Source organism: Oribacterium sp. oral taxon 078 str. F0263 (assembly GCF_000469565.1).
Taxonomy (GTDB): Bacteria; Bacillota; Clostridia; order Lachnospirales; family Lachnospiraceae; genus Oribacterium.
Genome location: NZ_KI273116.1, coordinates 103636 through 129207 on the forward strand (window position 1 = coordinate 103636; position 25572 = coordinate 129207).

Here is a 25572-nt window from a genome sequence, read left to right on the forward strand (position 1 = left end):
CTTATACCTCCCACGCCGCCTTCATCACATCTTCCTGATTAAAGGCATCGGTTTCCCGTCCCATCTCCCCGGTGATTCTTCCCTCTCTCATCACAATCACCCGGTCGCTCATTCCTAGGATTTCCGGCATCTCGGAGGAAACCATGATGACGCATTTCCCCTCCTTTACCAGCTGATTGATGACCTGATAGACCTCCACCTTCGCCCCGACATCGATGCCGCGGGTCGCCTCGTCAAAGATATAGATGTCCGCATCCGTGTTGATCCACTTCCCGATCACGACCTTTTGCTGATTTCCTCCGGAGAGCTGGCTGACCCTTTCCTCCTGCCCTGTCGCCTTGATGCTGAGCTCCGACATCCTCTTTTCTCCCTGCGTGCGGATCTTATTTTTGTTCAGAAAAAGCCCTCTGGAGAAGCCCTTAAGATTCGCTAGGATCAAATTGTTCTGGATGCTCTCCGCGAGAACCAGCCCCTGTCCCTTCCGATCCTCCGTCAAAAACGCGATCTTCTCCCGGATCGCATCCCTGGGGGAGCGGATCTTTACCTTCTTCCCCTTCACGAGGATCTCTCCGCTGTCGATGGGGTCCGCGCCGAATATCGCTCTCATGGTCTCGGTCCGTCCGGCCCCCACGAGCCCGGAAAATCCGAGCACCTCCCCGCCGTAGGCGCGAAAGGAGATGTCGTGAAGGACGCCGCTTCGGCTTAAATTCCGGACCTCGAGCATCGGCTTTTCGCTTCTTTTCCCATACTCCTTCGGAAACTGGTTGTCCAGAGAGCGCCCCACCATGGCCTTTATGAGCGCATCGTTGTCCCAGTCCTTCGTCTCCCTGGTATCCACATATTTTCCGTCCCGGATCACGGTGACGCGGTCACAGAGGAGGAAGAGCTCCTCCAGCTTGTGGGAGACAAAGAGGATCCCGATCCCCCTCTCCCGAAGTCCCCTGCAGATTTTCAGAAGCTGCTCCACCTCCTTCTCCGAGAGGGAGGAGGTGGGCTCATCCATGATGATGCACTTTGCATCTGTCAAGAGAGCCTTGGAGACCTCTATCATCTGCTGCACGCCCATGCCGTAGAGCCCCGCCGCTTTATGCACATCGACGTCCAGTCCCAGGCCCCTTAAGAGTTCCGAAGCCTTTTTGTGCATGGCGGCATAGTCCAAAAGAGCTCCCTTTCGGATCCACTTATTGATGAAAATATTGTCTGTGACGCTCAGAAGCTTCTCGATATTGAGCTCCTGGTAGACACAGGCTATCCCCGCCTCGATCGCCTGCTCCGGATTTCGGAATACCCTCTCCCTCCCGTCCACGATGATTTTCCCGCTGTCGGGGCGGTGAACGCCGGTGAGCACCTTGATCAGGGTGGATTTTCCCGCTCCGTTTTCGCCGATCAGCCCGAGAATCTCCCCCGGCTTTACGCCGAGCTTCATGGCATCCAGTGCGACTACACCGGGAAAGCTCTTCCTCACATCTCTTAATTCCACGATATATTCACTCATCGGCAGTCACCCTTCCGTATCGCTCCCTCTCAAGCGGCAAAGCTGAGGCCGCGCTCCCTTTTGCCGCCGATTCCTCCGTTTCGTCCGTCCTTCTCCACATCGCCCGGCGATTCGGCTTTTCTCATCGCCGGGCAGATCCGGATGCCGCTTAGCCTCCGAGGTAGGAATTCAGAGAATCCAGCCTCTCCTTTGCATTGTCCGCGGTGATGATGGATACCCCGGAGTTGATGAACTTCGGGAGCTCCTTCCCGTTCAGCTTCGCTACCGCGGCGGCCACAGACTTATATCCCATCTCATAGGCCTCCTGCGCCACGGACATCGTCTCGCTTCCCTCAAGGATTGCATCGCAGGCGGACTTGATTCCATCAAAGCCCATGAATACCGTATTCTTATAGGCCTCATTTCCCTTGGCCGCTCTCGCCGCGGCGATGGCCATGTCGTCATTGTTGCAGCAGATGATCGCGATCCCCTCCGGGTGGTTCTGCATGATCGCCTCCATGGAGGTGACAGCCTTATCCGCCACTGCATCCGCGTATTGGATCTCCGCCTCCAGGAAGCTGCCTCCCGCGGACTCGATCCCCGCCTGGTAGCCCTTTAAGCGGTCTGTCGCGGTGCCGTCTCCCTGCACGCCGGAGATGGAGATCGCCTCGATCTTTTCCCATCCGGCCTTCTTCGCGGCCTCAACCGCTGCCTTTCCGCCCTCCTCCGCCGCCGTCTTATTGGAGGTTCCGACAAAGGACAGCACCTCCGGCGCGTCGATATTGGTATCCACCGCGATGATGGGCTTCTTCTGCCCCGAGATCAATGTCTTCACAAGATCCGCCTGCAGAGGCGCGATCACATAGCCGTCGTAGGTCCCGGCGTTTAAGTCGGTCTCGATGATATTCTGCTGCTCGTCATAGGCCGTCTCGGAGCTCGCTCCCTTGACATCGACCTTTATATTGCTGTGTTCCTTTTCGAAGGCCTTGGCCCCCGCGACGACATAGCTCCAGTACTCCGAGGAGGTCGTCTTAAGAATCACGTCGATCTTGTAGCTTCCGGAAAGGTCCGCTCCGGCAAGAGGATCCTCTCCCTCCTGACTCTTTCCCTCCGCCTTCTCCGCGCTCTGTCCGGCGGAGCTCTCGTCCTTCTTCTCCTCCGTCATGGCCTCTGTCCCGGCCTTTGCCTCCGTCCCGCTCGTTCCCGCCTTCTCCGCGCCGCTGTCCTTGTCGCAGGCTGCGGCAGAGCCCAGAAGAAGCACCGCCGCCGCTATCACACAAAGTCCTCTCCTAAACATATCTCATCCTTTCTGTCCTCCCGGACCTTCCGCCGGCCTTCCCCCAGGAAATGCGGATCGATTTCCCATCTCCTGTCCCGGTGAAAAACGCCGCTCTCCCCGGGAAAGCCGGTCTTCTTCCTCTTTCGCTATGCCTCTATCTCCGACAGCTTCACGGCTCTCCCCTCTGAGAGAGACCTTCCCGCTGCTATTGCGACTCTCACGGACTCAAGCCCGTCCCGGCCTCCGACCGGAATCTCCCCTCCCTCCCGGACGGCCCGGATGAAGGCCCTGAGCTCCTCGATGAAGGCATCATTATATCGCTCCAGGAAGAACCAGGTCGGCTTCGCGGACTCCACTCCGGCGGAGGAGCTGATGAAGGCCTCATTCTCCAGGTGGTTTTTATCCTGCACACAGCCTTTCTCGCAGTGCACCTCCACTCTCTGATCGTAGCCATAAGGCGCCTGCCTGCAATTATCGATCACTCCGATCGCGCCATTTTCGAACTTCAGCGTCACGACCGCAGTGTCCACATCCTTGTACTTTGAGAAGTCCGGATTGATGAGGCAGGCTCCAAACGCGGAGACCTCCTCGATATCGCTCCCGGCCAGGTAACGCGCCATATCGAAGTCATGGATCATCATATCCAAAAAGATTCCCCCGGAGACCTCCACATAGGACATCGGAGGGGCCTCCGGATCTCTGGAGCAGACCTTGATTACGCAGGGCTTTCCGAGCCTCCCGGAGGCGACGATATCCCGGACCTTCTTATGGCTTTTGTCAAATCTTCTCACAAAGCCGAGCTGAAGCCTGACCCCCGCCTTTTCCACGGCGGAAAGTGCCTCCTTGATCTTCGAAATATCTGTGTGAATCGGCTTCTCACAGAAGATCTGCTTCCCCGCCTCCGCCGCTTTAACGATGAAATCCGCGTGCGTATCCGTCGAAGAGCAGATGAATACGGCGTCGATCTCCGGATCCGAGAAAATCTCCTCTGTATTTTTCGTGCATCTCGGAATGCCGATTTCCTTCGCAAAAAGCTCCATTTCTTCATTCAGAAAGGGGTCCGCCGCAAGCGTGATCTCCGCATCCGGGATCGCATTCTGAACATTCGCGGCATGCAGCTTCCCGATCCTCCCCAGTCCGAGAAGCCCGATCTTCAGCTTATCCTTCATCCTATTCCTCCCTTTTCATTGTATAGACGATATCGGCTCTGTCTTTCCTGCCCCGATCCTCTTATAGTCCCGTATGCTCCGCAATATACTTTCTCGCCTTGATTGCGTACTCCAGCGGATTCGCCCTTGCGGGATCCTGCTCCGCCTCCACGAGCACCCAGCCCTCATAGCCGGACTCCTCTATGATCTGAAAGAGCGGAGCGAAATCGACGTCCCCGTCCCCGGGCACCGTAAAGCAGCCCTCTCTCACACCCTTTAAGAAGCTCCACCTCTCCCTCGCGGCTCTCTCCGCGACCTTTTTCCTGAGATCCTTTAAATGGATGTGCCGGGTCCTTCGGATATATTTTTTCAGGACCTTCGTCGGATCAATCCCGGCAAAGGAGCAGTGTCCGCTGTCGAAGAGAAGAAATACAAGCTCCGGATCCACGCTGTCCATAAAGCGGTCGATCTCCTCCTCCGTCTGCACCACCGTTCCCATATGGTGGTGATAGCAGAGCTTCATGCCCCTTTCCTCCGCGAGCTTCCCGAGCCTGTTTAAGCCCGTGACGAGCCTCTCCCACTCCGCCTCGCTCATGACATACTTTCCCTCCAGTATAGGCTGATCCAGTATGCCCTGGGTGCTGTAGCTTTGCTCCGATACGCCGATTCGCTCCGCACCGACCGCCTTTAGGAAGGAGAGCTCCCTGAGGAAGGCGGCCTCCGTCTCCTCATACGGTCTGCTGATCAGAAAGGAGGAAAACCAGCGGTTGCAGATCCGAAGTCCTCTGAGATCCAACGCCTTTTTCAAAACGATCGGGTCGCTCGGATAATGACTCCCCACCTCTGTTCCCTGAAAGCCCGCGAGGGCCATCTCGCTCACGGTCTGCTCAAAGCTGTTTTCCTTCCCGAGATCCGGCATATCGTCATTTGTCCAGCCGATCGGCGCGATTCCCAGTGAAATTTTGTTCTTGTCCAGCATATCCTCTCTTCCTCCTCCTATCCTTTCTATCTCCCCGAAGAGACCTGCTGCCGCCTTCTCCGGCATCTGAGCGCCCGCCGCAGGGCGGTCTTAGTCTCGCCCCGGCTCTCCTGTACAGCGATGCGCGGGCACCCCGAAAGATCAAATCACAAAATGCCGGGACGGCAGACAGTCTGCTCAGGATCCGCAGCGGCGATGAAGTCTCCGGCATGGCCGTCTCCCGCATAATCCGACCGGAGACATATGTCTAAAACTTCGCATCGTGGAGCCAGGTATATCTTTCGTCCTCGCAGCGGTCTGTCTGAAGCCAGGGCCTTCCATCCAGATGCCGGATCATCCAGCAGGTATACATCTGAAAGCCCGGCGCGGCCGCCTGCGGATGGAGCTCGCCCCCCGGGATCGCGGAAAAGCTCCCGTCCACGCTCTTAAATACCCGGTCCCCGACGAAGCTCGCCCCGAAGCCCTCCGGCCTGTCAAACTTAAAATAATAGGTCTCCGGCTGCGCGTGCCGGTGCGGAAGATATCCGGACCAGTTCCCCGGATCATTCAGAACCTCCCCCAGCACCATATTGGACTTTGGGGAGATCTCATGGTCGAAAATCGTATTCACCCGCCGCTTCGCTGTATTTCCGAATTCTCCCACACAGCTGTACTTCCAGGGTGCCTCCTCCGGGCGGTAGAGATGAGACGGAAATTTCGCTTCATTCTTCGTGCACTGCACCAGGATCTCTGCCTGTGTTTCGGCCCGGACGCAGACCGGCGTCCCTCCGGGCACATGCAGGGCAAAGGGTCCCTCGTGGAAAACGTCCTTCCTCGATGCGATCTCCTCCCTTCTCTCCCAGAGATAGCGGATCTTCCCGGAGAGAAGGAGGATTGCCGTCTCCTCCCCCTCCCTGTGGAATTCTCTCTTCGATCCCTCCTTCATCCGGTAGACGCGGATGTCCATCAGCATATCCGCATACTCATTGTCATAGCTTGTGAGAAGCTGCTCTCCATTTTCGTCAAATTCCGGATATCCAAAGACCTTTTTCATGATGAGCTCCCTTCCCTAGTATTTTCTCGCCTCTTCCCGACAGCGTGAAAGCTCCCGATAGGCCTTCCTGACGCTCTCCTTTTCCGAGACCTCGGCCAGCCCGGTATCCCACCAGGCCTCATAGCCGTCCGTCATGGTCTTCGGGAGGACCTTCAAGTCGAAAAGGCAGCTCCCGCTCTCCTTCTTCGCATCCTCCAGCGCCGCCGTAAGCTCCGGGATCGTCCGGCAGCAGTAGCTCTTTAACCCATAGCCTTCGCCGATCTTCTTATAGTCCACGAGGATCAGCTCTCCGTCCGGCTTTCCCCCGCCGCTGTAGCGAAACTCCGTCGCGAGGCTTCCGATCCCCCTCGTCATCTCAAGGTTGTTGATGCAGCCGAAACCGCAGTTATCAAAGATCAGGATATTGACCTTCCTCTTCTCCTGCTGTATCGTCATGATCTCACTGTGAAGCATCTGGAAGCTCCCGTCTCCCACCACGCAGTAGACCTCGCAGTCCGGCTCCGCCATTTTGACGCCGAGTGTCGCGGCGACCTCGTAGCCCATGCAGGAGTAGCCGTACTCCGCGTGATAGGCTCCGCGCTTGTCCGTCGTCCACATCCTCTGCATGCAGCTTGGGAGAGATCCCCCCGCCGTGATGACGATGCCGTCCTCCGGCATGAGTCTTCTGAGTGCCGCTATCGCCGCGGTCTGCGTGATCTGCCCTCCTGTCTTTTCCAAGAACTCCGGAATCGTGCGGGGATCTCTCTCCCGTATCATCGGTTCAAAATCAGGGCCGGTACAGCGGATGCCGGAGAGTCTCTCCATCTCTCTCTCCCACATCTCCTTGGCCTCCCGGATCTCTGTCGTATAGGAACTGTGATATCCCCTCTCTCTCAGCTGTTCCGAGAGCAAAAGCAATGTCCGCTTCGCGTCTCCGACCGCCTTTACAGCGTCCATCTTGCAGGCATGAAAGCGGCTGTTGTTGATCGTCACGATGCGGATATCCCGCCTCCCGAAGAGCCACTTGGATGCGGTCGTGAAATCGGACAGACGGCTTCCCACCGCGATGACACAGTCCGCCTCCGCCGCAATTCGATTCGCCGAAAGAGTCCCCGTCACGCCGATTCCTCCGAGGCAGTTCTCATCCGAGGATCGGCACGCGCTCTTTCCCGCCTGCGTCTCCCCGAAGGGGATACCGAATTCGCGGCAGAAATTCTCCACCGTCTCCCCGGCCTCGGAATATTTCACACCTCCGCCCACGATCAGGATCGGCCTTTTCGATGCGGAGATCGCCTCCGCAATATCCGTAAGCTCCTCCTCCGCGGCGACAGGCCTTGTGATGCGGTGCACTCTTTTCCGGAAGAAATACTCCGGAAAATCATAGGCCTCCCCCTCGACATCCTGGCAGAGGGCGATCGCGCAGGCCCCGGTATCCGCGGGATCCGTCAGGACACGCATCGCCTGGATCAGCGCCGTCATGATCATCTCCGGGCGAGTGATCCGATCCCAGTACCGGCACAGAGGCCGGAAGGCATCATTTGTCGTAAGAGCGAGGCTGGACGGCTGCTCCAGCTGCTGCAGTACCGGGTCCGGACGGCGGCTCGCGAAGCTGTCGGCCGGGAAGACGAGAAGGGGGATATTGTTCACTGTGGCAGTCGCACAGGCCGGAAGCATATTGGCAGCCCCCGGTCCGATGGAGGAGGTACAGGCGATGATCCTCTTTCTGTTGCTCTGCTTTGCGAAGGCAATCGCCGCATGACACATCCCCTGCTCATTCCGCCCCTGCATCACGCGAAGAGAGCCCGGATCGCTGTCCAGCGCCTCCCCCAGTCCCACCGCGATCCCGTGTCCGAAAATCGTAAAGAAGCCCTCGACGAATTTATTCTCTGCTCCGTCCATCAGGATGTACTGCTGGTCCAGGAACTTTACGATGGCCTGCGCCACTGTCATGCGAATCGTCTTATCCATTGTCCTCCCCTCTCGCGATCCTCTCCCCGTAGACTGCCTTTTCTTCCTTAATGAAGCGCTCCAGCTCCTCCTCATCCGGAAGGTCGAGGGAACAATTATTGCTCCTCACCATCATCGCCGCCTCGGCGGAGCCGTACTCCAGGCAGTCCATGATCTCCCTTCCCTTAAACAGGGAGGAGAGAAATGCCGCATTGTAGCCGTCACCTCCGCCAAAGCCCTTCCTCGCTTCCACCGGGAACGGCTTTACACTGTAGCTTCTCCCATCGTCCGTGTAAGCGCTGGAGCCCTCCATGCCATGCTTTATGACGACAATTTTCGCAGTATGCCTCATCCAGTACGCGGCGCTCTCCCGGTCCGTCATCCCCTCCCGGATCAGGCGCTCTGTGAGGTCAAACTCCTCCCGGGAGCCGATGATGAGATCCGCCTCCTTTGCGACCGCGGCATAATAGATGGAGATCTCATCCTTATTCTTCCAGTTATAGGCCCTGTAATCGATATCAAAAAAGACCTTCACCCGATTCCTCCTGGCGAGCATCACAGCCTTTAAGGCGGCCTCCCGGGAGGGGCTCTCCGAAAGAGCCGTGCCGGAGATCAGGATCGCCTTTGCCTTTTTCAGATAGTCCTCGTCGATATCGGAGACATCCAGCTGCAGGTCCGCCGCCCGGTTCCGGTACATTAAAATCCTGCTCTCCCTGGAGGAAAGCATCTCCGTAAAGGTAAGCCCTATATTCTCCCCGTTTTTGCAGCGCCGGATATGACTGACATCAATCCCTCTCTCCCGAAAGAAGTGAAGCACGAAATCTCCGAGCTGATCCTCCGAGATCCTTGCGAAAAAGCCCGCCTTCAAGCCGTGCTTTCGGACACCGCAGGCGGAATTTGCCGGAGAGCCTCCCACAAACATCTCAAAATAATGCACCTCTCTGAGAGGCTTGAAGCCCTCCTTCACCTTCTCGCTGTACGCCGGATTGAAATCGACGGCGATGCGCCCGAGAAAAATGATATCCAGCTCCCTGTCTCTCTCGAAATCAAGATATCCCATGCCAGAACCTCCCCTATTCAAAGCTCTTCCCCATTGAAGACCCGGATATGATGCTCCGCCACCTCGCGTACCTCCTCCGCGATCCTTCCGCTCATCCGGTAGAAATCCGCCCTTCCATCGCACTTTACCGAAGAGAGATAGTCTCCGGAGGCCCGCACCACGGCATCCGCAATCGCCGTCGCGATATTGATCTTTGTGATTCCCTCCTTGATCGAACGCTGAAAATCCGCATCGGAGATCCCGCTCCCTCCGTGCAGTACCAAAATCTCATCCGGAATTCTTCTGTGGATCTCCCGGAGGATATCAAAGCGGAGCTTCGGCTCCCCGGTATAGTTCCCGTGCTTATTCCCGATCGCGATTGCCAGGGCATCTACGCCGGTCCTCCTTACGAATTCCTCCGCATCCTCCGCCCTCGTATAGAGAATTCCGTGGTCCTCCCCCCCTCCTTCTCCCTTTCCGATCAGCCCAAGCTCCGCCTCCACATCGGCATCAAAGCCCCTCGCCATCTCCACCGCTCTCCGGCTCCCCTCCACGTTTTCCTCAAAGGGAAGGAGGGACCCGTCATACATCACCGAGCGAAAGCCCAGCTCCAAGGCTCTCTGAATCGCGGAAAAGCTGGTCCCATGGTCCAGATGAACCGCGATCTCAAGCTCGGAATTCTTCGCTGCCGCGATCATCATGGGGCCCATCAGCTCCAGGGGCGCCGTCCCGAATCTCGCCTCCGCAAGCTGCAGGATGAGAGCCGTCCCGCTCTCCTCCGCCGCCCTCATCACGCCGATCAGAGACTCCATGCTGTAGACACTGAAGGATGCACAGCCTCTTCCATCCCTCCGAGCACGCAAAAGCAACTTACTCATTTTCACCAATGGCATGGTTATTTTTACCTCTATTTTCGCCCGACCAACTCTGATTTACGTTAATATTATCTGGAATACCCCTTTTTGTCAAGCAAGTTATGGGTATATATTTGTATTATATTTGTATTTATTGGGTATATTATGGATCTGAACGCAAAAAATCCCCCACTCCGTGCCTTCACGAATGTGGGGGGGAAGTCCTATGACAAAAGCTCTATATTCTGACTTCGGAAGTAGTCCCGATACTCCGCCGCCGGGGGCATATCCGTGATTACGGCGTCCAGATTTTCGAAATCGCAGAAGGTGTAGAGCGCCGTCTTTCCGAACTTACTGTGATCCGCCATCAGAAATCTTTTCCGGCTTCTGGAAATTACCTCCTTCTTGATATTATACTCGTAGACCGAGGCATTCGTCAGACCGCGGTCCAAAGAGAGGCCGGTCGCCGCCATGAAGGCCTTGTCGATATTATAGATCCGGAGCCGCTCCACCGTCTCAATCCCCACAAAGGACATGGTCTCTCTCCGAAGCGTCCCCGGCAGCATGATAAGCTGGAGCTTCTCGTAGGGCTGTGCATTGCATGCCACCCTGAGACTGTTGCTGACGATGCTGCAGGGGATCTTTCCGATATATTTCACAAGATTCGTGCAGCTCGTCCCTGTATCAATAAATATCGTATCCCCCTCCTTCACGAGGGCGGCCGCCTTCTTGCAGATCAGATCCTTTTCCTCCCTGTGTGAGATCGTCCTTTCATCGAAGGCGGAGAGCTCCACCCTCCCCGCCGCGTCTCCCGCGAGCTTAACCCCTCCATATACCTTTCGGATATTGCCCCGGCGGCTAAGCTCCTCCAGATCCCTCCGTATCGTATTCTTGGAGACCTGGAACTCCTGACAGAGAAGATCCAGACTTGCATTCTTCTTCTCAAAGATATATTGCTCTATCGCATCCAGCCGCTTCTCTCTCATCTCCTCTTTGTTCCATCCTTTCCGCCGTCCGATCTCCATTCCTCGGGAAAACGTCCGAAGACATACCGTAAAGTCCCTCCTCGTAGTGAAGTCCAAGCCTTGACGGCGTTCTCATAGGCTTCCTTTTCTCCTGCTCTTTCTATCATTATAATTTTCCTTTCGGAAAACTCAAGTTAATTTCCGGAACAAGGCTCTTAATTTGCTCATTTTTTTATTCTTTTATTGTTAAATTGTGCTCTTATTTTGCTATTTTATTCGAAAAATATTGACATATGACCATTTTATGATAATATTATACCCAATAAATACTCATTCCGGAATTTCCGGCATCACAAATATGGATAAGTCCCACGCGCGCCTGTGCAGGCAAGGCTGCTTCGCATTTACCCGCCGGGCAGGGGCTTATACACTTATATCCATGGCCGCCTTCTCGCGGTCAAAGGCTCTGTTTCATAAGGAGATCTGTGCTATGGGAGAAGTAAAACGATTAAAGTACTGCATCGACGGAGAATGGCTGGAATCCAAGGCGGAACGTTATATGCCGATCACCGACTCCAGCACCGGAGAGCTGATCGCCGAGGCGCCGTGCTGTACGAAAGAGGAGGCAGAGGCGGCCATCGAATCTGCGGACCGCGCCTTTCCGGCCTGGAGCTCCCTCTCCATCTCAAAACGCCAGCAGTATATGTTTACCTGGAGGGATGTCCTGGTCCGGCATAAGGAGGAGCTCTCCCTGCTCTGCGCAAAAGAGCTCGGAAAAACCATAGGAGAGGCCCGCGGCGACGTGCAGAAGGCCATTGAGCCGACAGAGCTTGCCTGCAGCCTCCCGGCCCTCATTCAGGGCGACGCCTCCATGAATGTGACGACAGGCTATGACAGCACAAGCTACCGCTTCCCGCTCGGCGTCGTAGCCGGAATCGTGCCGATGAATTTCCCGGCCATGATCCCCTGGGGCTGGATGGTCCCTCTCGCCATCGCCACCGGAAATACCGTAGTACTGAAAGCGAACAGTCAGACTCCCCTCACCTCCATCCGCATCCTGGAGCTTTTCTATGAGGAGGCGGGATTTCCGAAGGGCGTCGTCAATCTCGTGACCTGCGGCAGACAGGAGGCCGAGATCTTCCTCACGGACCCGCGCATCAAGGCCGTGACCTTTGTCGGGACCACCGGCGTCGGAAAGAAAATCTACTCCATCGCAGCAGAGCACGGAAAGAGAGTTCAGGCTCAGACCGAGGCGAAAAACCACGCCCTTCTTCTCGAGGACGCCGATCTCGAGAGTGCCGCAAATGCCATTATCAATTCCACCTATGGCTGCGCCGGGATGCGCTGCATGGCTCTCCCCGTGATCTGTGTCCAGGAATCCATCGCAGACCGCTTTGTCTCGCTCCTGAAGGAGAAGGCCCAGGCCATGAAGGTCGGCTGCGCCTATGAGGAGGATACCAGGCTCGGCCCTGTCGTCTCCGCCGCGCATCGAAAAAGTGTCTGCGACTGGATCCAGAAGGGAATCGATGAGGGAGCTAAGCTCGTCCTGGACGGAAGAAACTGTAAGGTCCCCGGCTATGAAAACGGCTTCTTCGTCGGTCCTACCATTCTCGATCATGTCACAGCGGAAATGTCAGTCGGAGACTGTGAGATCTTCGGGCCGGTCACCTGCATCAAACGGGTTCGGGACTATGAAGAGGGCGTCAGAATCATGAATCGAAACCCCTTTGCAAACGGTTCCGCCATTTTCACACAGAGCGGCTACTATTCCAGAAGATTCGTCATGGATACCGACGGAGGCATGGTGGGAATCAATGTGGGCATCCCCGTTCCGACCGCCTACTTCCCCTTCTCCGGAAACAAGGACTCCTTCTTCGGGGACCTGCATGTACTCGGAAAGGACGGTGTCCGCTTTTACACGAGGGCAAAGACCGTGACCACTCACTGGTTCGACGAAAAATCCGCGAAGCGGGAGGTCGGAACCTGGGAGGGGAGCACAGAGATCTAGGGAAATACTGATTTATTCATGACTCATGCGCCATGCCTTTTGCCTCAAAGGACACTCTCGTTCGGGGCTCCACGCAGCGGTACTAAATTCACACCTTTTTGCACTCGTGTTCATTAAGCACCGGCGTTCCGCACGTTTTTTCGGCATCACGCCCGTTGGCACGAAATTTTTCTGATTGAGTCAGTGTTTCCCTGGGGGAGCGCTGCTCCATCCCTCCCCCGGTCTACAGCCCGGTTCCAAGCTTTCCCGTTCGGCCTGTACAGCGGCGTCTCTGCATTACAGTAAATGCAAAAACGCCGCTTTTTTGATTCTTTATGAAATCCTCCCGGTTCCTCTTCCTTCTTTCTCGATCCTTTTAATGCGCCCCGTGAAATTTCACCTCCGGATTCCCGTGCTTTATCGGAGCACCGGACATTTTACGCATCCATTTCTCGGTGCTGTCCGTAAGATTCCACCTCCGCCTTATCGCATCCGCAGCTTATACCGCTGCCTCCGCAATATATTTTGCGGCTTTACAAATATTTGAAAAAAGTGTAGAATGCATTTAACAGAGCTTCAGGCAGAAGCTTATCCATAGGCCTCATGTCTTTACTCTGTATCTCTATGGGCTTGTACCGGTTTCGACGGGGACAATGCAGCTTTAGAAGCTATCCGAAAGACAGTCGCGTTAAACTTCAAATTAAATTTAAACGCTAACGACAACAGTTACGCACTGGCAGCCTAAGGGCCGCCGGCCAGCCTCAGTCCACTCATAGTCTGAGAATCTGACCTCATTTATATGAGAAACGACATGGGCGCTTCCCCTCGCTCATGGGCGTATCCGGGGATACCGGCCTCAGCAGGACGTGCGCATCCTTCTGCGGTGGGGAATCACAAAAGCGTACTATGATAGTAGAAGGAAAGGGAATTTGTTTTCGGACACGGGTTCGACTCCCGTCAGGTCCACTAGGCGCACCGTACTCGAACACCTCGAGCCGGTGCGTTTTGTTATGTTGTAGAAGATTGTGATCTCCTCATTCGTGAGGACCATGTCGGCCACGAACGTATCAAGAAGACGGGCGCAGAAAGCCGGGTCGTCAACATCTCCATCCCTGAAGCTATCCAGCCACTTCGCGATCACTTCCCTCGACAGCATTGGCTGCTCGATCTCTGCAGCGCGGATCCGCCTCTGCAGTTCCTTCTCTTCAGCCTCTAGTTCGGACAGACGAGTCACCAGGGCGGCACCCCCTCCGGCCTCGATCGCCTCCACAATGTTCCGCTGACGCTTCCGGCATCCATCGAGACGTGAGATAAAAGCAGCTGTCGGATCATCGGCGTGCTCATCCTCCTGAATCTTCATGATCCGGTCCGTCAGCTTCCCGATCATCTCGTCCGTCAGGACATCCGTGATCGTTGCTTCCAGTACGGCCATCTCCAGCTGATCCTTCGGGATCGCCTTCAGCTTGCATTTTGAGCCGCGTTTCTTCCCTCCGCACTTGTAATAGTTATATACTTTTCCGCCCTTTCCCGTGCCGGACTCTCCCTGCACCAGCTTCCCACAATATCCGCAGTGGCATCTGCAGCTCAGCATGTAGTCCACGTTCGCCCTCCCTGCCGCGTTGCATCGGCTCGTCTTAAAGTGGCGTGCCGCCTCTTCGAAGGTGGCCAAGTCGATGATCGGTTCCACGTCTAACGGGATGCCCTGGATCTCCCAGGTACCAGTATAGCGCTCCTGTCTCAGCATCCTATAGATGGCAGCATTCGAAACGGCGGAACCGCGACGGCCCTTCACGCCCGCCTTGATGAACAGCTCCCGAATCTCTGCCGTCTTCGCTCCGGCTATGTGCATCTGGAAGGCCTGCTGCACAAGAGGCGCGACCTCCGGATCCGGAACAGGATGACGGTCTCCATTCAGTTTGTAGCCGATCGGCAGCGTACCCCCATTGACACGGCCCTTCTTCGCGCTTTCGCGGATCCCTCGGTTGACCTTTTGCCGGAGATCTGCGCTGTAATACTCAGCCAGGCCTTCCAGGACTGACTCCAGGATGATCCCTTCCGGGCCCTCCGGCACGGCCTCCTGGGCGTAGTACAGCCTCACGCCGGCTTTCTTCAATCTCATCTTATTGATGGCAATATCCTGGCGGGAACGACCGAAACGATCGATCTTCCACACGATCACGGCCTCGAAGCGATGCTCTTGGGCATCGTGGATCATCTGCAGGAACTCATCGCGGCCTGCCGTGCTCTTGCCGCTGACATGCCGGTCGGCGTAAACCTTCACCACCTCGATCCCACTCCGCTCTGCGTAGGTCATGCAATCGGCAACCTGGCCTTCGATCGATTGGTCCGTTTGCTTCGGGCCCTCTGAATATCTCGCATAAATCACGCCCAGCATCACAGCCTCCTCAACTCGGCCACGCTGCGGCCGTATGCTCCCTCGATATAAGCAATATGCTCTGCGTCCATCCGAGAATAGAACGGCTGAAGCGACTTATAGAAACGGTCGAACTGGTTCCGTGTGCCCTTCAAGGTCTTTCTTTCTGCGGCAGTCTGCTCGACGCTCTCAAAATACCGATGCAGGAAGTCCATGGTCGCGGCATGCTCTTTTGCTGTTATCATGGCCACCATATCAGATGGGCTCGTGCCTTTCAATTTGATATACTTTGACAGCTCCAAGAGCCGGCTAGACGTCTCCTTCAGCAACTCGTAGCGGAAAAAGAAGACGTCTGGCTTCAGCGTCAGGTTAACAAGCTGACAGCTCTCCTCGATGATCTTCAACAACTGAGGGGCTAGGATCTGGGCCTCTTGTTTCTTTCTTGAATTAAAAAACATAGTTTTCACCCTCCGATCTTTCTTTCATGCTTGTCCTCGAGACTTCATGCTCCACACCCCCATGAGTGAGAATCGTATCCGGGCCTGTGTCATACATAGCGGTCCATTTCCCGAAGAGCTTCACCGCTGTTCCGTTAAAGCGGAGGCGATGCCCATTGATGACGGTGCGCTTTGTTTCCCAGCTGCAGACCATATTTTTCAGCCGATGAGCTGCAGGGGCCCTCCGTCAAAATAAGATTCATTCGATCCGCTGTAAGCGACTTGTACGTGTACATCTGCTATCATACCCCTTTTGCATGTGTCCTTTGTTCTATCTCCTGGACGGATTTTCCATCCCGAGTATCTAAATCATGGCTATGGATGTGTTTCTTCGCGTGAAGATAGGACTCCCGATTTTTCTCCCGGCTCATCCTGGAATTAAGAAGCACGGTATAGCTCCCGTCATCATTCATTCGAACCATTTCCGACACACCCGTTGTCTCAAAATCCACCAAATAGGTATAGACATCCGGGTCTTCATCGTGATCTTCAATCAGCATCTTCGCTTCCTCTTTCTTTCGCCAAAAGGGCCTTTAACACGTTTGTTGCGGTAGCAAGGTCCTCAGAACTGGCATTCCTTGCAGCATCAAATAAAACGCGAAGCTCTTTGTTATCATAGATCTCTTGTGCGACTTTCGCCGTCTCAGGATCGGTATAATAGGCAGGTGTATGCGCACCGTCCTTCTGGTCCTTCAACAAATCTTCCCTTGCCACTTTAAAAAAGGCACAGATCCGATCTATTTTATCCATTCTAGGAGTGTTATATCCCTTCGCCCAGTTGTTTACCGTCGTATTGCTGACTTTAAGATATTTGGCCAATTCAAGCTGCGTTTTTCCGTGGAGGGATAGCAAGCGATTTAAATTAGACGTGAAAATCTTTTGTATATTCTCTGGCATCGTTTAATACCTCCCCTTCTGAAATAGAAGTATAAAATATAGAGTTGATTTATTCAATACCAAAGGCAAAAAAAATCAACTTTTTGCTTGACGTCAAGTTTAAGTTGATATACAATACACTTGTCGCATAGGAGCGCGCGAAAGGAGGAAAGGACTTTGAACGGGAATGCGCTAAAGATCAGTCTGGCAGCGGCGAGAGTCAATGCCAAACTGACGCAATCGGATGTTGCCCGGAAATTGGGGAAAACCAAGCAGACGATAGTGAACTGGGAAAACGGAAGAACAGTCATTGATACGGCAAATTTTACGCTTTTGAGTGAAATCTACGGAATCCCTCAGGATAATATTTTTTTGCCCAATCAATCAAGTTAAGGTTTATTTATCGCCCCGTAGCAGAGCAGGATGAACGCCACAAGCACGAAGCATAAACAGGAGAGCACACCACCATGATGATCGAAGAATTTGAAGCCCGCGCTGGTATCTACCCCAGCGTTGAGACCTACCGGGTGATCGAAGAACACTACTACCAGTTCGATGGAAGCAAAGACGACTTCTGCAAAGCCTTTAGGGAGAACCACGACGGCATTGCCCAGAGGATCCAGTGCGACGCTAACAACAGGAGCCAGAGGAGGATGCGAGACTTCCAGGCTGACAGAAGCGAGGAGGAGAAAGAAGTCAAGGATCTGAAGGAAGAAGTCGAGAGACTGAAGAAAGCCCTGGATCAAGAGCAAGAGTGGCAGCCCTACGAGATGCCCGGGAACGTAAAGCAAGCCGACTACGAACACCTGAGGAATACCGACGACACGAGGATCATGTCAGACGCCGAAGCGAAGGAGCTGCTCTATGGCTGGTTTGGCTTCGCGAAGGAGAAGACCACGATCCACCACAGCGTCTCGACCTATGAAATCAACCGCCATAGGCACCTCAGGAGGACTGGCGTTGTAGAACGCCTGCCGCTCTACAACGCCACCGACTGGAACTACATCCGCTTCGACTGCGGCGCGATAAACTACGAGCTCTACAATGACCAGATCGTTCTGTTTGCAGACTAAGGGAAGGGACAGGGAGGAAAATCATGCCCAACACGAGGAGGCCCTCCATAATGACGACACGCGACGAAGCTCCGGATCTGACGCTGCTGGCCATGGCCGCACTGGCTGCGATCCGGAGAAGCATGGAAAAGGAAGATGCTCAGGGAGAACCTGATCAGCACCGCGATCGGCGCAAATATCGGGCTGCTGCTCGCAATCTACGGGGTCAGCCATAGGCTACCAATACGGAAGACATCGAGGAACTGACCGGCTTAGCTCAACTAAACGTTGACTTAGTTGAGTTAAGCGTTGACTAGGAAGGAGGGGAAAGAAATGAAGCTGTACAAATATTATCTCCTGCGGAGGCCGCCGGCACCGGGAGCGCTGCCGACAAAGGGGCTCTTCCGGATCAAGGATTTTAACGGGTGCAAGCTATGCAAGAGGATCATGAACGAAGCTTGGGGCCTGGCGCTTTATACCAGGCCCCTGGAGCCGGAGGAGATCCGGCAGTATGAGCTCGCCTATGGTGGAAAAGTGGAGGAGGCAAGATGAAGCTTACAGAACTGCAGATCCCTGATCTGAAGACAATGGCCGCAGGAAGGAAAGCTGCGGAGATGGCTAGGGAGCTCAAGGAGCTCAATAAGCTGAAAAGGAAGACCTCTCTCCTCGTATCGGCCCTGAGGGCTGCCGTTGATGATAGAAACACTGCATTGGGCAGAGCGATCCTCTGGCGATGGATCGCAGCCCTGGAGTGCATCGCGATTCTGTCGCTCTCCGTGTTGTGGATGATAAGTGCATAGAAAGGAGACTAGGAGGATGAAGATCACAGTTATTTTCGACAGCCTGGAGGAATTCCAGAGCTGCCTGCACCTGACGCCGGCAGTCGTCGACGCACCCGTCGAAGAGGTCAAAAAGCCCGCCGAGAAGAACGCAGAAACGCCCCGGAGGGCCCCTGAAGAGCCTGAGGCGATAAAGTCTACCCCGAAGGACGAAAAGCCCCGGGAAGAGGCCGCAGCGAAGCAGGAAGAGACGACCGCGAAGAAGGTCGACCGCGTCACCGTCCGTAAGATCCTGGCAACCCTCAACAAGAAAACGGGAACCAACACAGCCAGCCGCCTGATCGCGGATCTCGGCTTCGATAAGCTGACCAACGTGCCGGACGACCGACTGGCAGAGCTCCAGGCTAAGGCTGAGGAGGCCCTGAAAAATGCCGGGTAAGCATGCAAAGCTGTCCGCCTCCAGCGCCTTCCGCTGGATCAACTGCCCGGGCTCCGTGGCGCTGTCGGATCAGTGCCCCGCCCCCGGCTCGAGCAGTGACGCGGACAGGGGGACGCTGGCCCACTCCCTCGGAGAGCTGAAGCTTCGCCAGATCACGGGTGAGCTCACTCCGAAGCAGTTTGAGGCCAGGATGAAGAAGATTCGCAAAAACGAGTATTACTGCGGAGAGATGGAAGAGGCCGCCACCTTCTATGCTGACGAAGTTATTGAAGCCCTGGCGGCGGCAGGTGAGGACGCCGAGCTCATGATCGAGCAGCAGTTCAATCTCGACAGATGGGTGCCGGAAGGCTTCGGAACGTCGGACGCAGTCGTGATCGGCGGCAAAGCGATCCAGGTCATCGACCTGAAGTATGGCCAAGGCGTCAAGGTCGACGCCCACAACAATCCGCAGCTGAGGCTGTACGGCCTGGGCGCGGCGAACCTCTTCGGCGACCTCTACGACTTCGACACCGTGAAGGTCACGATCATCCAGCCCCGCCTGAATCACGTCAGCACGGAGGAGCTCCCGCTGAAGGAGCTGCTGCTCTGGGCGGAGGAAGAGGTCGCACCGAGGGCCCGAATGGCCATGGACGGCACAGACTACACGGCTGTCGGCGACTGGTGCCGCTTCTGCCCTGCGAAGGCAGTCTGCCGGAAGCACGCCGAGTGCAACCTTGAACTCGCCAAGCACGACTTCAAGCTGCCGCCGCTCCTGACGGACGAGGAAATCGGCGAAGTGCTCCGGCGGGCGGAGGAGCTGCAGCACTGGGTCAAGGACGTCAGTGACTACGCTCTCCAGCAGGCCCTGGCCGGCCACACGTTCTACGGCTGGAAGCTGGTGGAAGGGAGAGCGAACCGAAAGTATGCGAACGACATCAAGGTGGCCGAGAAACTCATGGAGGCAGGCTATGATGAGGCGATACTCTACGAACGAAAGCTCTACGGCATCACCGCCATGGAAAAGCTCATCGGCAAGAAAAAACTCACGGAGACTCTGGGAGATCTGATCATCAAACCGGTGGGTAAGCCAGTCCTGGTCCCAGAGAGCGACAAGCGCGAAGCAATCAACACGACAGAGGCCGCAAAGGCCGACTTCAATACAAGCGAGGATTAAATCATGAGTACAAAAGTTATCACCGGCAAGGTTCGTTTCAGCTACGTCAACATTTTTAATAGCCGCGCCTTCCAGGCCGGACAGGACGCCAAGTACAGCGTGTGCCTGCTGATCCCGAAGGAAGACAAGGCCACGCTCAAGAAGATCAAGGCGGCCATCGAGGAGGCCGTCCAGGAGGGCACCGCTTCCAAGTGGGGAGGCAAGAAACCGGCCAACTTGAAGCTCCCGCTCCGCGACGGAGACGCCGAGAGAGCTGACGAGGCCCCCGAGTACGAGGACATGTACTTCCTCAACTGCAACAGCACTCAGAAGCCCGGCATCGTCGACAAGGATCTGAATGAGATCCTCGACCCGGAAGAAGTCTACAGCGGATGCTGGGGCCGCGCGTCCATCAACTTTTTCCCGTTCAATACCAACGGCAACAAAGGCGTCGGCGTCAGCCTCAACAACATCCAGAAGCTGAAGGACGGCGACCGTCTCGGGGCGGCAAGAGCATCGGCAGAGTCTGACTTCGGCGATGACTTCGACGACAGTGACGAGGACGAGGATTTCTAATCACCGGGAGGTAAAGATGCACAGATTCATGGGCGTAGACATTGAGACGTACAGCTCCGTGGATCTCGTTAAGTCTGGCGTCTACCGATATGTGGAGGCGCCAGACTTTGACGTATTACTGATCGGTTATAAATTCGACGACGAGGAAGAAGTCAGGCAGATCGACACGACCAAGGATCCGCGCATGACCTGGGACGAGTTCCTGGGCGCTCTGCATGATCCGGATGTGATTAAGACCGCCTTCAACGCCAATTTCGAGCGGACCTGCCTGGCCAGGTGGACCGGGCAGGAAATGCCGCCGGAGCAGTGGCGCTGCACTATGGTCAAGGCACTGATGCTGGGGCTGCCGGGCAGTCTGGCAGGCGCAGGAATGGCCCTGGGGCTGCCGGAGAACAAGCTGAAGTATCCACAAGGCAAGGTCCTGATCCAGTACTTCTCGAAGCCGTGTAAGCCTACAAGGGCCAACGGCCAGAGAAGCCGGAACATGCCGGCGCACGATCCGGGTAAGTGGAGCCTCTACAAATCCTACAATCGTCAAGACGTCGTCACCGAGCAGGAGATCCTGAAGAAGCTGGCAATTTATAAGATCCCAAAGAAAGAGCAGGAGCTCTGGAATCTGGATCAGCACATGAACGACCACGGCGTGAAGCTGGACCGCAGCATGATCCAGAGGATCGTCGAATATGATACACAGCACCGCGAGAAGCTGCAGGAAGAAGCCAGACAGATCACAGGACTGGCCAACCCGAACAGCCTCGCGCAACTGAAGGAATGGCTCGCGGCCAGGGGCATCCATCAGGCCGACCTCACCAAGGACACCATCGCAGCCATGCTGCAGGAAGAAATCCCCGAAGAGGTCCGCCGCGTGCTGGAGATCCGCCGGGCACTGGGCAAGACATCGGTCAGCAAGTACAGCACCATGCTGGAGGCCATCTGCGAGGATGACCGCCTGCGCGGGATCCTGCAGTTCTATGGAGCGAACCGCTCCGGACGATGGGCGGGCCGCCTGGTGCAGACCCACAATCTCGCGAGAAACAGCCTGCCGGATCTCGATCTGGCCAGAGATCTCACAGCAGAGGGTGACTTCGACACACTGGAGACCCTCTTCGGCGAGACGGCCTTCGTCTTCTCGGAGCTCGTCCGCACGGCCTTCATCCCCTCCCCCGGCTGCCGCTTCGTGGTCAGTGACTTCTCCGCCATTGAAGCCCGTGTGGTCGCGTGGATAGCCGGAGAAAGCTGGGTATTGAACGCTTTTTGCGCCGGCAAGGACATCTACTGCGAGACAGCGTCCATGATGTACCACGTGCCGGTCGTGAAGCATGGCGTCAACGGTGAGCTCCGACAGAAGGGAAAGGTCGCAACACTTGCCTGTGGCTATCAAGGCGGCGTTGGCGCGATGAAGCGCATGGACAAAGGTGGGACGATCCCAGAGGAGGAACTCCAGGGCATCGTCGACGCGTGGCGAGCGGCCAACCCGAAGATCCAGAAGCTCTGGAGGACCTGCGAGCTGGCGGCCAAGACAGCCATCCAGGAGCACCGGACCGTCCGAATCCAGCATGGCATCGCCTTCCGCTACATCCATCATAACCTCTTCATAAGGCTGCCGAGCGGCCGTGAACTCTGCTACTGGGGCGCCAGGCTGAAACAGGATCCGCAGGACGGACGCGACCACATCGTGTACATGGGTACCAATCAGACCACGAGGCAGTGGGAGGAGACGGAGACCTATGGCGGTAAGCTCGTTGAGAACATCGTACAGGCGACGGCCCGCGACTGTCTGGCCGTCGCCATGAGGAGCGTGAGTAATCGCGGCTACAGGATTGTCATGCACGTCCACGACGAAATGATCGTCGATGTGCCGATTGAAGATAAGGATGCCCCGGAAATCATCAACAGCTGCATGGCCTACCCGATCGACTGGGCTCCTGGCCTGCCGCTGAAGGGAGACGGCTATTCTTGTTACTTTTACAGAAAGGATTAGCCCATGGGAAAGTTGATCGATCTAATGGGGAGAAGATACGGCAGACTAGGCAGATTCAACAATAAAGACGAAGGAGGTATGGGACGATGAAAAGCAGCGCAGTACCTTCGCTCGCAGATAGCGGCATGGCTGTAGACAACGACGGAGAGCTGATCATCGCTCTGGGAAAAAGCCGCTTCGAAACCTCCTGGAAGAACAAGACCATCTCCTGGTCTGCCCTCCTCCTGAGGCTCTCGAAGTCCGTAGAGACTCCGGAGACCCATGCCGAATATATGAAGCTCTCGAAGGAGCAGCAGGACCGGATCAAGGACATCGGCGGCTTCGTCGGCGGGCACTTAAAGGACGGACGCCGGAAGACCGGCTACGTCCTGGCCCGCCAGATCCTCACCCTGGACCTGGACTTTCCTCCGGCCGACTTCTGGGACGATCTCATGAACAACCTGGAGATCGAATGTGCCCTGGCGGTTTACTCGACCCATAAGCACACAAAGGAACGCCCACGGCTTCGCCTGATCATGCCGCTCGACAGAGCGGTCAGCCCGGACGAGTACGAGGCCATCGCCAGGGAAGTCGCGGGGAAGATCGGGATTGACTACTTCGACGACTCCACCTTCCAGCCGACGCGCCTCATGTACTGGCCGTCGAACAGCGCGGATGTGGAGCCCTTCTTCAAATTCTATGACGCGCCATTCCTAAATACTGAGGAGGTCTTGGCCGAATACCCGGATTGGACGGATACGAGCTTCTGGCCGGAGTCGTCCAGGATGGGCGGGATCCGGAAGCGCCAAGCCGACAAGCAGGGAGACCCTCTTGCCAAGAAAGGTATCGTCGGAGCCTTCTGCCGGACGTACAGCATCACCGAGGCGATCGCGAAGTTCCTGACGAATGTATACACTCAGACGGCCAAGCCGGACCGCTACACCTACGCTGCGGGCTCCACCGCTGCAGGCCTCGTGGTCTACGACGGAGACGTCTTCGCCTTCTCGAATCACAGTACCGATCCGGCAAGCGGCCAGCTCTGCAACGCCTTCGACCTGGTCCGGATCCACAAGTTCGGAGACATGGACGATGACAGCACTAAGAGCGGCAAGGACGCAGCCAGCTACAAGGCGATGGCGGCCTTCGCATCCGAAGATCCGGACACCAAGATCACAGCCTCAAAAGACCGGCAGAACTCTGCCTCGCTGGACTTCGAAAACGAGCTGCCGAAGGCAGCTGACGAGGACGACAGCTGGAAGGCGAAGCTCCTCCTCAACGAGAACGGCACCCTTCGGACAGTGATCACCAACGCGGCGCTGATCCTGGAGAACGATCCGGCGCTTCAGGGGATCCGCTTCAACGAGCTGACCAGCGCGATCGAGGTCCAGGGGAAACTGCCTTGGAAGCGCCCGAACAAATACTGGAGAGACGCCGACGACGCCCAGCTCTACATCTGGGTGGCTGACAGGTACAAGGTCCAGTTCCCGGAGAACAAGTTCACCCGGGCGCTGACTCAGATCACGGACAAGCGGCGCTTCAATCCGTTGCAGGACTATCTGAGGGGTCTGCCGGAGTGGGACAGCACGCCGAGAGTAGACACGCTCCTTGTGGATTACCTGGGGGCAGAGGACACGCCCTACGTCCGGACCGTCACGAGGAAGACCCTGATCGGCGCGATCCAGAGAGTCTGGGAGCCCGGCTGCAAGTTCGACACCGTGCTGGTGCTGGACGGCAAGCCGGGGATCGGCAAGAGCACCCTGCTCCGGAAGCTGGGCGGCAAGTGGTTCAGCGACAGCTTGAGCCTTGCTGACACCAGGGACAAGACGGCGGCCGAGAAGCTTCAGGGCGTCTGGATCATGGAGATCGGCGAGATGCAGGGCACCAGAAAGGCCGATATCGACGTGATGAAGGGCTTCATTAGCCGCCAGGTGGACGAGTACCGGGCAGCCTATGGCCGAGTGGTCGAAAGGCACCCGAGGACCGCGATCATTTGCGGCACCACCAACAGCACCACGGGCTTCCTCCGGGACACCACCGGCAACCGGCGCTTCTGGCCGGTCTCCGTCGAAGGCGGCGGCAGGCTCTCAATCTGGGACATGACAGAGGCCACCAGGGCACAGATCTGGGCCGAGGCGGCCGCCTATGCCGCGGAGGGCGAGGACAGCTTCCTGGATGCTGAGATGGAGAAGGAAGCTGCCAAGGCTCAACAGGCGGCGCTCCTGTACGACGAGCGTGAAGGTGAGGTGCTCGACTACCTCGACACCCTGTTGCCGGAGGACTGGTACAGCTGGGACCTGGACAAGCGGCGGGACTACTTCGCGCAGCGCGACGTCCTGGATCCGAAGCAACAGGAAGGCACCATGCAGCGGACGAAGGTCAGCGCAAAGGAGATCTTCGTCGAATGCTTCGGACGTCCGGGGGGCTCATGGAAGAAGCAAGACGGCTACGAGATTGCGGGCATCATGGCCAAGCTCCCGGAATGGGAAAAATCCGGCAAAAGAGACCGGATCGAGGGCTACGGACAGCAGAGACCATACACGAGAAAGTTGTCACACTGACACTTGTCACAAGGCAGACTTGTCACAACGACTACATCAGCAGAAGCTGAGACAAGTGACACTTGTCTCAGGACTTGTCTCAGCGTTGTCACGGCTCGAAAACCACATAAACAAAGGGGCAAGCACGAACATGTGACAAGTGTGACAACTTTTTCTTATACACTATTGATATTTTACCTATAACACGCGTAATAGGCGCCTGTGAGCGCCCGCGCGCGTAATACGCGTATATAGGCGGGCAAAAAAAAATGGAAGTTGTCACGGGAAGGATCAAATGAGAGAACGAGACATAGAGGATTGGCTCCGGCGACGGATCGAGGACATGGGAGGCTTAGCCTTCAAGTTTACCAGCACCGGGAACGATGGTGTGCCCGATCGGATCGCCATTCTGCCGGGGGGTCGGGTCTGGTTCATCGAGCTGAAGACAGTATCCGGGAGGCTGAGCGCTCTCCAGGGCTGGCAGATCGAGCGCATGAAGAAACGGAGCGCCAGGGTGGCCGTGATCAGAGGGATGGACGAGGCGAGAAGCTGGTGGATCGAGCGCCTTGGCGAGATGGCCGGAAACGGACGGGAGGCGGGAGCCGATGGCGTACCGGCCGCACAATTACGAGGAAGGAGGTGATGCCAGATGAAGTTCATACCTCA

23 protein-coding genes, 1 other RNA gene and 1 pseudogene are annotated in these 25572 nt (G+C 56.3%); 12 read left to right on the forward strand and 13 right to left on the reverse strand.

What is annotated here, in order from left to right; translation table 11 throughout:
- Position 1: 1 nt before the first annotated feature.
- The 9 genes from HMPREF1986_RS06400 to HMPREF1986_RS06440 all read right to left on the reverse strand — a co-directional run bounded on the left by HMPREF1986_RS06400 (position 2) and on the right by HMPREF1986_RS06440 (position 10718).
- Positions 2 to 1495, reverse strand: a complete 1494-nt coding sequence (locus HMPREF1986_RS06400; RefSeq protein WP_021773994.1) for a sugar ABC transporter ATP-binding protein — start codon at positions 1493 to 1495, stop codon at positions 2 to 4.
- 148 nt (positions 1496 to 1643) lie between these two features.
- A complete protein-coding gene (locus tag HMPREF1986_RS06405) occupies positions 1644 to 2771 on the reverse strand; it encodes a sugar ABC transporter substrate-binding protein (protein ID WP_021773995.1) in 1128 nt (375 codons plus the stop codon).
- 128 nt (positions 2772 to 2899) lie between these two features.
- Positions 2900 to 3922, reverse strand: a complete 1023-nt coding sequence (gene iolG, locus HMPREF1986_RS06410) for an inositol 2-dehydrogenase (protein WP_021773996.1) — start codon at positions 3920 to 3922, stop codon at positions 2900 to 2902.
- A 61-nt stretch (positions 3923 to 3983) separates the two neighbouring features.
- On the reverse strand, positions 3984 to 4880 hold the full coding sequence (gene iolE, locus HMPREF1986_RS06415) for a myo-inosose-2 dehydratase (protein ID WP_036599628.1): 897 nt from the start codon (positions 4878 to 4880) through the stop codon (positions 3984 to 3986).
- 247 nt (positions 4881 to 5127) lie between these two features.
- Positions 5128 to 5913, reverse strand: a complete 786-nt coding sequence (locus HMPREF1986_RS06420; RefSeq protein ID WP_021773998.1) for a 5-deoxy-glucuronate isomerase — start codon at positions 5911 to 5913, stop codon at positions 5128 to 5130.
- Positions 5914 to 5928: 15 nt separating this feature from the next.
- On the reverse strand, positions 5929 to 7860 hold the full coding sequence (gene iolD, locus HMPREF1986_RS06425; RefSeq protein WP_021773999.1) for a 3D-(3,5/4)-trihydroxycyclohexane-1,2-dione acylhydrolase (decyclizing): 1932 nt from the start codon (positions 7858 to 7860) through the stop codon (positions 5929 to 5931).
- Positions 7853 to 8899, reverse strand: a complete 1047-nt coding sequence (iolC, locus tag HMPREF1986_RS06430) for a 5-dehydro-2-deoxygluconokinase (RefSeq protein WP_021774000.1) — start codon at positions 8897 to 8899, stop codon at positions 7853 to 7855. Before iolC ends, iolD begins: the two co-directional genes overlap by 8 nt.
- Positions 8900 to 8916: 17 nt before the next feature.
- On the reverse strand, positions 8917 to 9771 hold the full coding sequence (locus tag HMPREF1986_RS06435; RefSeq protein ID WP_036599579.1) for a class II fructose-bisphosphate aldolase: 855 nt from the start codon (positions 9769 to 9771) through the stop codon (positions 8917 to 8919).
- 185 nt (positions 9772 to 9956) lie between these two features.
- Positions 9957 to 10718: a DeoR/GlpR family DNA-binding transcription regulator gene (locus HMPREF1986_RS06440; RefSeq protein ID WP_036599632.1), complete on the reverse strand. Its 762-nt coding sequence runs from the start codon at positions 10716 to 10718 to the stop codon at positions 9957 to 9959.
- Positions 10719 to 11187: 469 nt separating this feature from the next.
- On the opposite strand from HMPREF1986_RS06440, the gene HMPREF1986_RS06445 reads away from it, so the two are divergent.
- Positions 11188 to 12705 carry a CoA-acylating methylmalonate-semialdehyde dehydrogenase gene (locus tag HMPREF1986_RS06445; protein ID WP_036599581.1) on the forward strand — a complete coding sequence of 506 codons (1518 nt, stop codon included), beginning with the start codon at positions 11188 to 11190 and terminating at the stop codon, positions 12703 to 12705.
- A 605-nt stretch (positions 12706 to 13310) separates the two neighbouring features.
- Positions 13311 to 13653, forward strand: a transfer-messenger RNA (tmRNA) gene (gene ssrA / locus HMPREF1986_RS12865).
- A 457-nt stretch (positions 13654 to 14110) separates the two neighbouring features.
- Here ssrA and HMPREF1986_RS13845 read toward each other — a convergent pair.
- From HMPREF1986_RS13845 to HMPREF1986_RS06470, 4 genes and pseudogenes are all read right to left on the reverse strand, one after another.
- Positions 14111 to 15079: pseudogene (locus HMPREF1986_RS13845) on the reverse strand (recombinase family protein); the annotation flags it as partial.
- Positions 15079 to 15516: a hypothetical protein gene (locus HMPREF1986_RS06455; RefSeq protein ID WP_021774006.1), complete on the reverse strand. Its 438-nt coding sequence runs from the start codon at positions 15514 to 15516 to the stop codon at positions 15079 to 15081. The gene HMPREF1986_RS06455 and the pseudogene HMPREF1986_RS13845, both read right to left, overlap by 1 nt.
- Positions 15517 to 15797: 281 nt before the next feature.
- Entirely contained in the window at positions 15798 to 16055 is a 258-nt protein-coding gene (locus tag HMPREF1986_RS06465; protein WP_021774008.1) for a hypothetical protein, read from the reverse strand.
- Positions 16045 to 16452, reverse strand: a complete 408-nt coding sequence (locus HMPREF1986_RS06470; RefSeq protein ID WP_021774009.1) for a helix-turn-helix transcriptional regulator — start codon at positions 16450 to 16452, stop codon at positions 16045 to 16047. Before HMPREF1986_RS06470 ends, HMPREF1986_RS06465 begins: the two co-directional genes overlap by 11 nt.
- A gap of 156 nt (positions 16453 to 16608) precedes the next feature.
- Between HMPREF1986_RS06470 and HMPREF1986_RS06475 the strand changes: the two genes are divergently transcribed.
- From HMPREF1986_RS06475 to HMPREF1986_RS06520, 10 genes are all read left to right on the forward strand, one after another.
- Positions 16609 to 16824 (forward strand): helix-turn-helix transcriptional regulator, encoded by a 216-nt coding sequence (locus tag HMPREF1986_RS06475; protein ID WP_036599583.1) that lies wholly within the window; start codon positions 16609 to 16611, stop codon positions 16822 to 16824.
- Positions 16825 to 16898: 74 nt separating this feature from the next.
- On the forward strand, positions 16899 to 17504 hold the full coding sequence (locus HMPREF1986_RS06480; RefSeq protein ID WP_021774011.1) for a hypothetical protein: 606 nt from the start codon (positions 16899 to 16901) through the stop codon (positions 17502 to 17504).
- 312 nt (positions 17505 to 17816) lie between these two features.
- Entirely contained in the window at positions 17817 to 18035 is a 219-nt protein-coding gene (locus HMPREF1986_RS06485; RefSeq protein ID WP_036599584.1) for a hypothetical protein, read from the forward strand.
- Positions 18032 to 18283: a hypothetical protein gene (locus HMPREF1986_RS06490; RefSeq protein ID WP_021774014.1), complete on the forward strand. Its 252-nt coding sequence runs from the start codon at positions 18032 to 18034 to the stop codon at positions 18281 to 18283. Before HMPREF1986_RS06485 ends, HMPREF1986_RS06490 begins: the two co-directional genes overlap by 4 nt.
- A gap of 16 nt (positions 18284 to 18299) precedes the next feature.
- Positions 18300 to 18701 carry a hypothetical protein gene (locus HMPREF1986_RS06495; RefSeq protein WP_021774015.1) on the forward strand — a complete coding sequence of 134 codons (402 nt, stop codon included), beginning with the start codon at positions 18300 to 18302 and terminating at the stop codon, positions 18699 to 18701.
- On the forward strand, positions 18691 to 19854 hold the full coding sequence (locus tag HMPREF1986_RS06500; protein WP_021774016.1) for a DUF2800 domain-containing protein: 1164 nt from the start codon (positions 18691 to 18693) through the stop codon (positions 19852 to 19854). Before HMPREF1986_RS06495 ends, HMPREF1986_RS06500 begins: the two co-directional genes overlap by 11 nt.
- 3 nt (positions 19855 to 19857) lie before the next feature.
- Positions 19858 to 20409, forward strand: a complete 552-nt coding sequence (locus HMPREF1986_RS06505) for a DUF2815 family protein (protein WP_021774017.1) — start codon at positions 19858 to 19860, stop codon at positions 20407 to 20409.
- A 16-nt stretch (positions 20410 to 20425) separates the two neighbouring features.
- Positions 20426 to 22390, forward strand: coding sequence for a DNA polymerase (locus HMPREF1986_RS06510; RefSeq protein WP_021774018.1), 1965 nt, complete (start codon positions 20426 to 20428; stop codon positions 22388 to 22390).
- Between the two features lie 86 nt (positions 22391 to 22476).
- Positions 22477 to 24927, forward strand: a complete 2451-nt coding sequence (locus HMPREF1986_RS06515; RefSeq protein ID WP_021774019.1) for a virulence-associated E family protein — start codon at positions 22477 to 22479, stop codon at positions 24925 to 24927.
- 274 nt (positions 24928 to 25201) lie between these two features.
- Positions 25202 to 25549 (forward strand): VRR-NUC domain protein, encoded by a 348-nt coding sequence (locus HMPREF1986_RS06520; protein ID WP_021774020.1) that lies wholly within the window; start codon positions 25202 to 25204, stop codon positions 25547 to 25549.
- The last annotated feature ends 23 nt before the right edge of the window (positions 25550 to 25572 follow it).

Excerpts from the sequence above, each read along its gene's own strand:
- HMPREF1986_RS06435 (WP_036599579.1), bottom strand. The coding sequence starts at position 9,771 with ATGCCATTGGTGAAAATGAGTAAGTTGCTTTTGCGTGCTCGGAGGGAT.
- HMPREF1986_RS06440 (WP_036599632.1), bottom strand. The coding sequence starts at position 10,718 with ATGAGAGAGAAGCGGCTGGATGCGATAGAGCAATATATCTTTGAGAAG.
- HMPREF1986_RS06490 (WP_021774014.1), top strand. The coding sequence starts at position 18,032 with ATGAAGCTTACAGAACTGCAGATCCCTGATCTGAAGACAATGGCCGCA.
- iolG (WP_021773996.1), bottom strand. The coding sequence starts at position 3,922 with ATGAAGGATAAGCTGAAGATCGGGCTTCTCGGACTGGGGAGGATCGGG.
- HMPREF1986_RS06445 (WP_036599581.1), top strand. The coding sequence starts at position 11,188 with ATGGGAGAAGTAAAACGATTAAAGTACTGCATCGACGGAGAATGGCTG.
- iolD (WP_021773999.1), bottom strand. The coding sequence starts at position 7,860 with ATGGATAAGACGATTCGCATGACAGTGGCGCAGGCCATCGTAAAGTTC.
- HMPREF1986_RS06400 (WP_021773994.1), bottom strand. The coding sequence starts at position 1,495 with ATGAGTGAATATATCGTGGAATTAAGAGATGTGAGGAAGAGCTTTCCC.
- iolC (WP_021774000.1), bottom strand. The coding sequence starts at position 8,899 with ATGGGATATCTTGATTTCGAGAGAGACAGGGAGCTGGATATCATTTTT.
- HMPREF1986_RS06465 (WP_021774008.1), bottom strand. The coding sequence starts at position 16,055 with ATGCTGATTGAAGATCACGATGAAGACCCGGATGTCTATACCTATTTG.
- HMPREF1986_RS06480 (WP_021774011.1), top strand. The coding sequence starts at position 16,899 with ATGATGATCGAAGAATTTGAAGCCCGCGCTGGTATCTACCCCAGCGTT.
- iolE (WP_036599628.1), bottom strand. The coding sequence starts at position 4,880 with ATGCTGGACAAGAACAAAATTTCACTGGGAATCGCGCCGATCGGCTGG.
- HMPREF1986_RS06500 (WP_021774016.1), top strand. The coding sequence starts at position 18,691 with ATGCCGGGTAAGCATGCAAAGCTGTCCGCCTCCAGCGCCTTCCGCTGG.
- HMPREF1986_RS06485 (WP_036599584.1), top strand. The coding sequence starts at position 17,817 with ATGAAGCTGTACAAATATTATCTCCTGCGGAGGCCGCCGGCACCGGGA.
- HMPREF1986_RS06515 (WP_021774019.1), top strand. The coding sequence starts at position 22,477 with ATGAAAAGCAGCGCAGTACCTTCGCTCGCAGATAGCGGCATGGCTGTA.
- HMPREF1986_RS06495 (WP_021774015.1), top strand. The coding sequence starts at position 18,300 with ATGAAGATCACAGTTATTTTCGACAGCCTGGAGGAATTCCAGAGCTGC.
- HMPREF1986_RS06405 (WP_021773995.1), bottom strand. The coding sequence starts at position 2,771 with ATGTTTAGGAGAGGACTTTGTGTGATAGCGGCGGCGGTGCTTCTTCTG.
- HMPREF1986_RS06420 (WP_021773998.1), bottom strand. The coding sequence starts at position 5,913 with ATGAAAAAGGTCTTTGGATATCCGGAATTTGACGAAAATGGAGAGCAG.
- HMPREF1986_RS06470 (WP_021774009.1), bottom strand. The coding sequence starts at position 16,452 with ATGCCAGAGAATATACAAAAGATTTTCACGTCTAATTTAAATCGCTTG.
- HMPREF1986_RS06520 (WP_021774020.1), top strand. The coding sequence starts at position 25,202 with ATGAGAGAACGAGACATAGAGGATTGGCTCCGGCGACGGATCGAGGAC.
- HMPREF1986_RS06455 (WP_021774006.1), bottom strand. The coding sequence starts at position 15,516 with ATGTTTTTTAATTCAAGAAAGAAACAAGAGGCCCAGATCCTAGCCCCT.
- HMPREF1986_RS06510 (WP_021774018.1), top strand. The coding sequence starts at position 20,426 with ATGCACAGATTCATGGGCGTAGACATTGAGACGTACAGCTCCGTGGAT.
- HMPREF1986_RS06505 (WP_021774017.1), top strand. The coding sequence starts at position 19,858 with ATGAGTACAAAAGTTATCACCGGCAAGGTTCGTTTCAGCTACGTCAAC.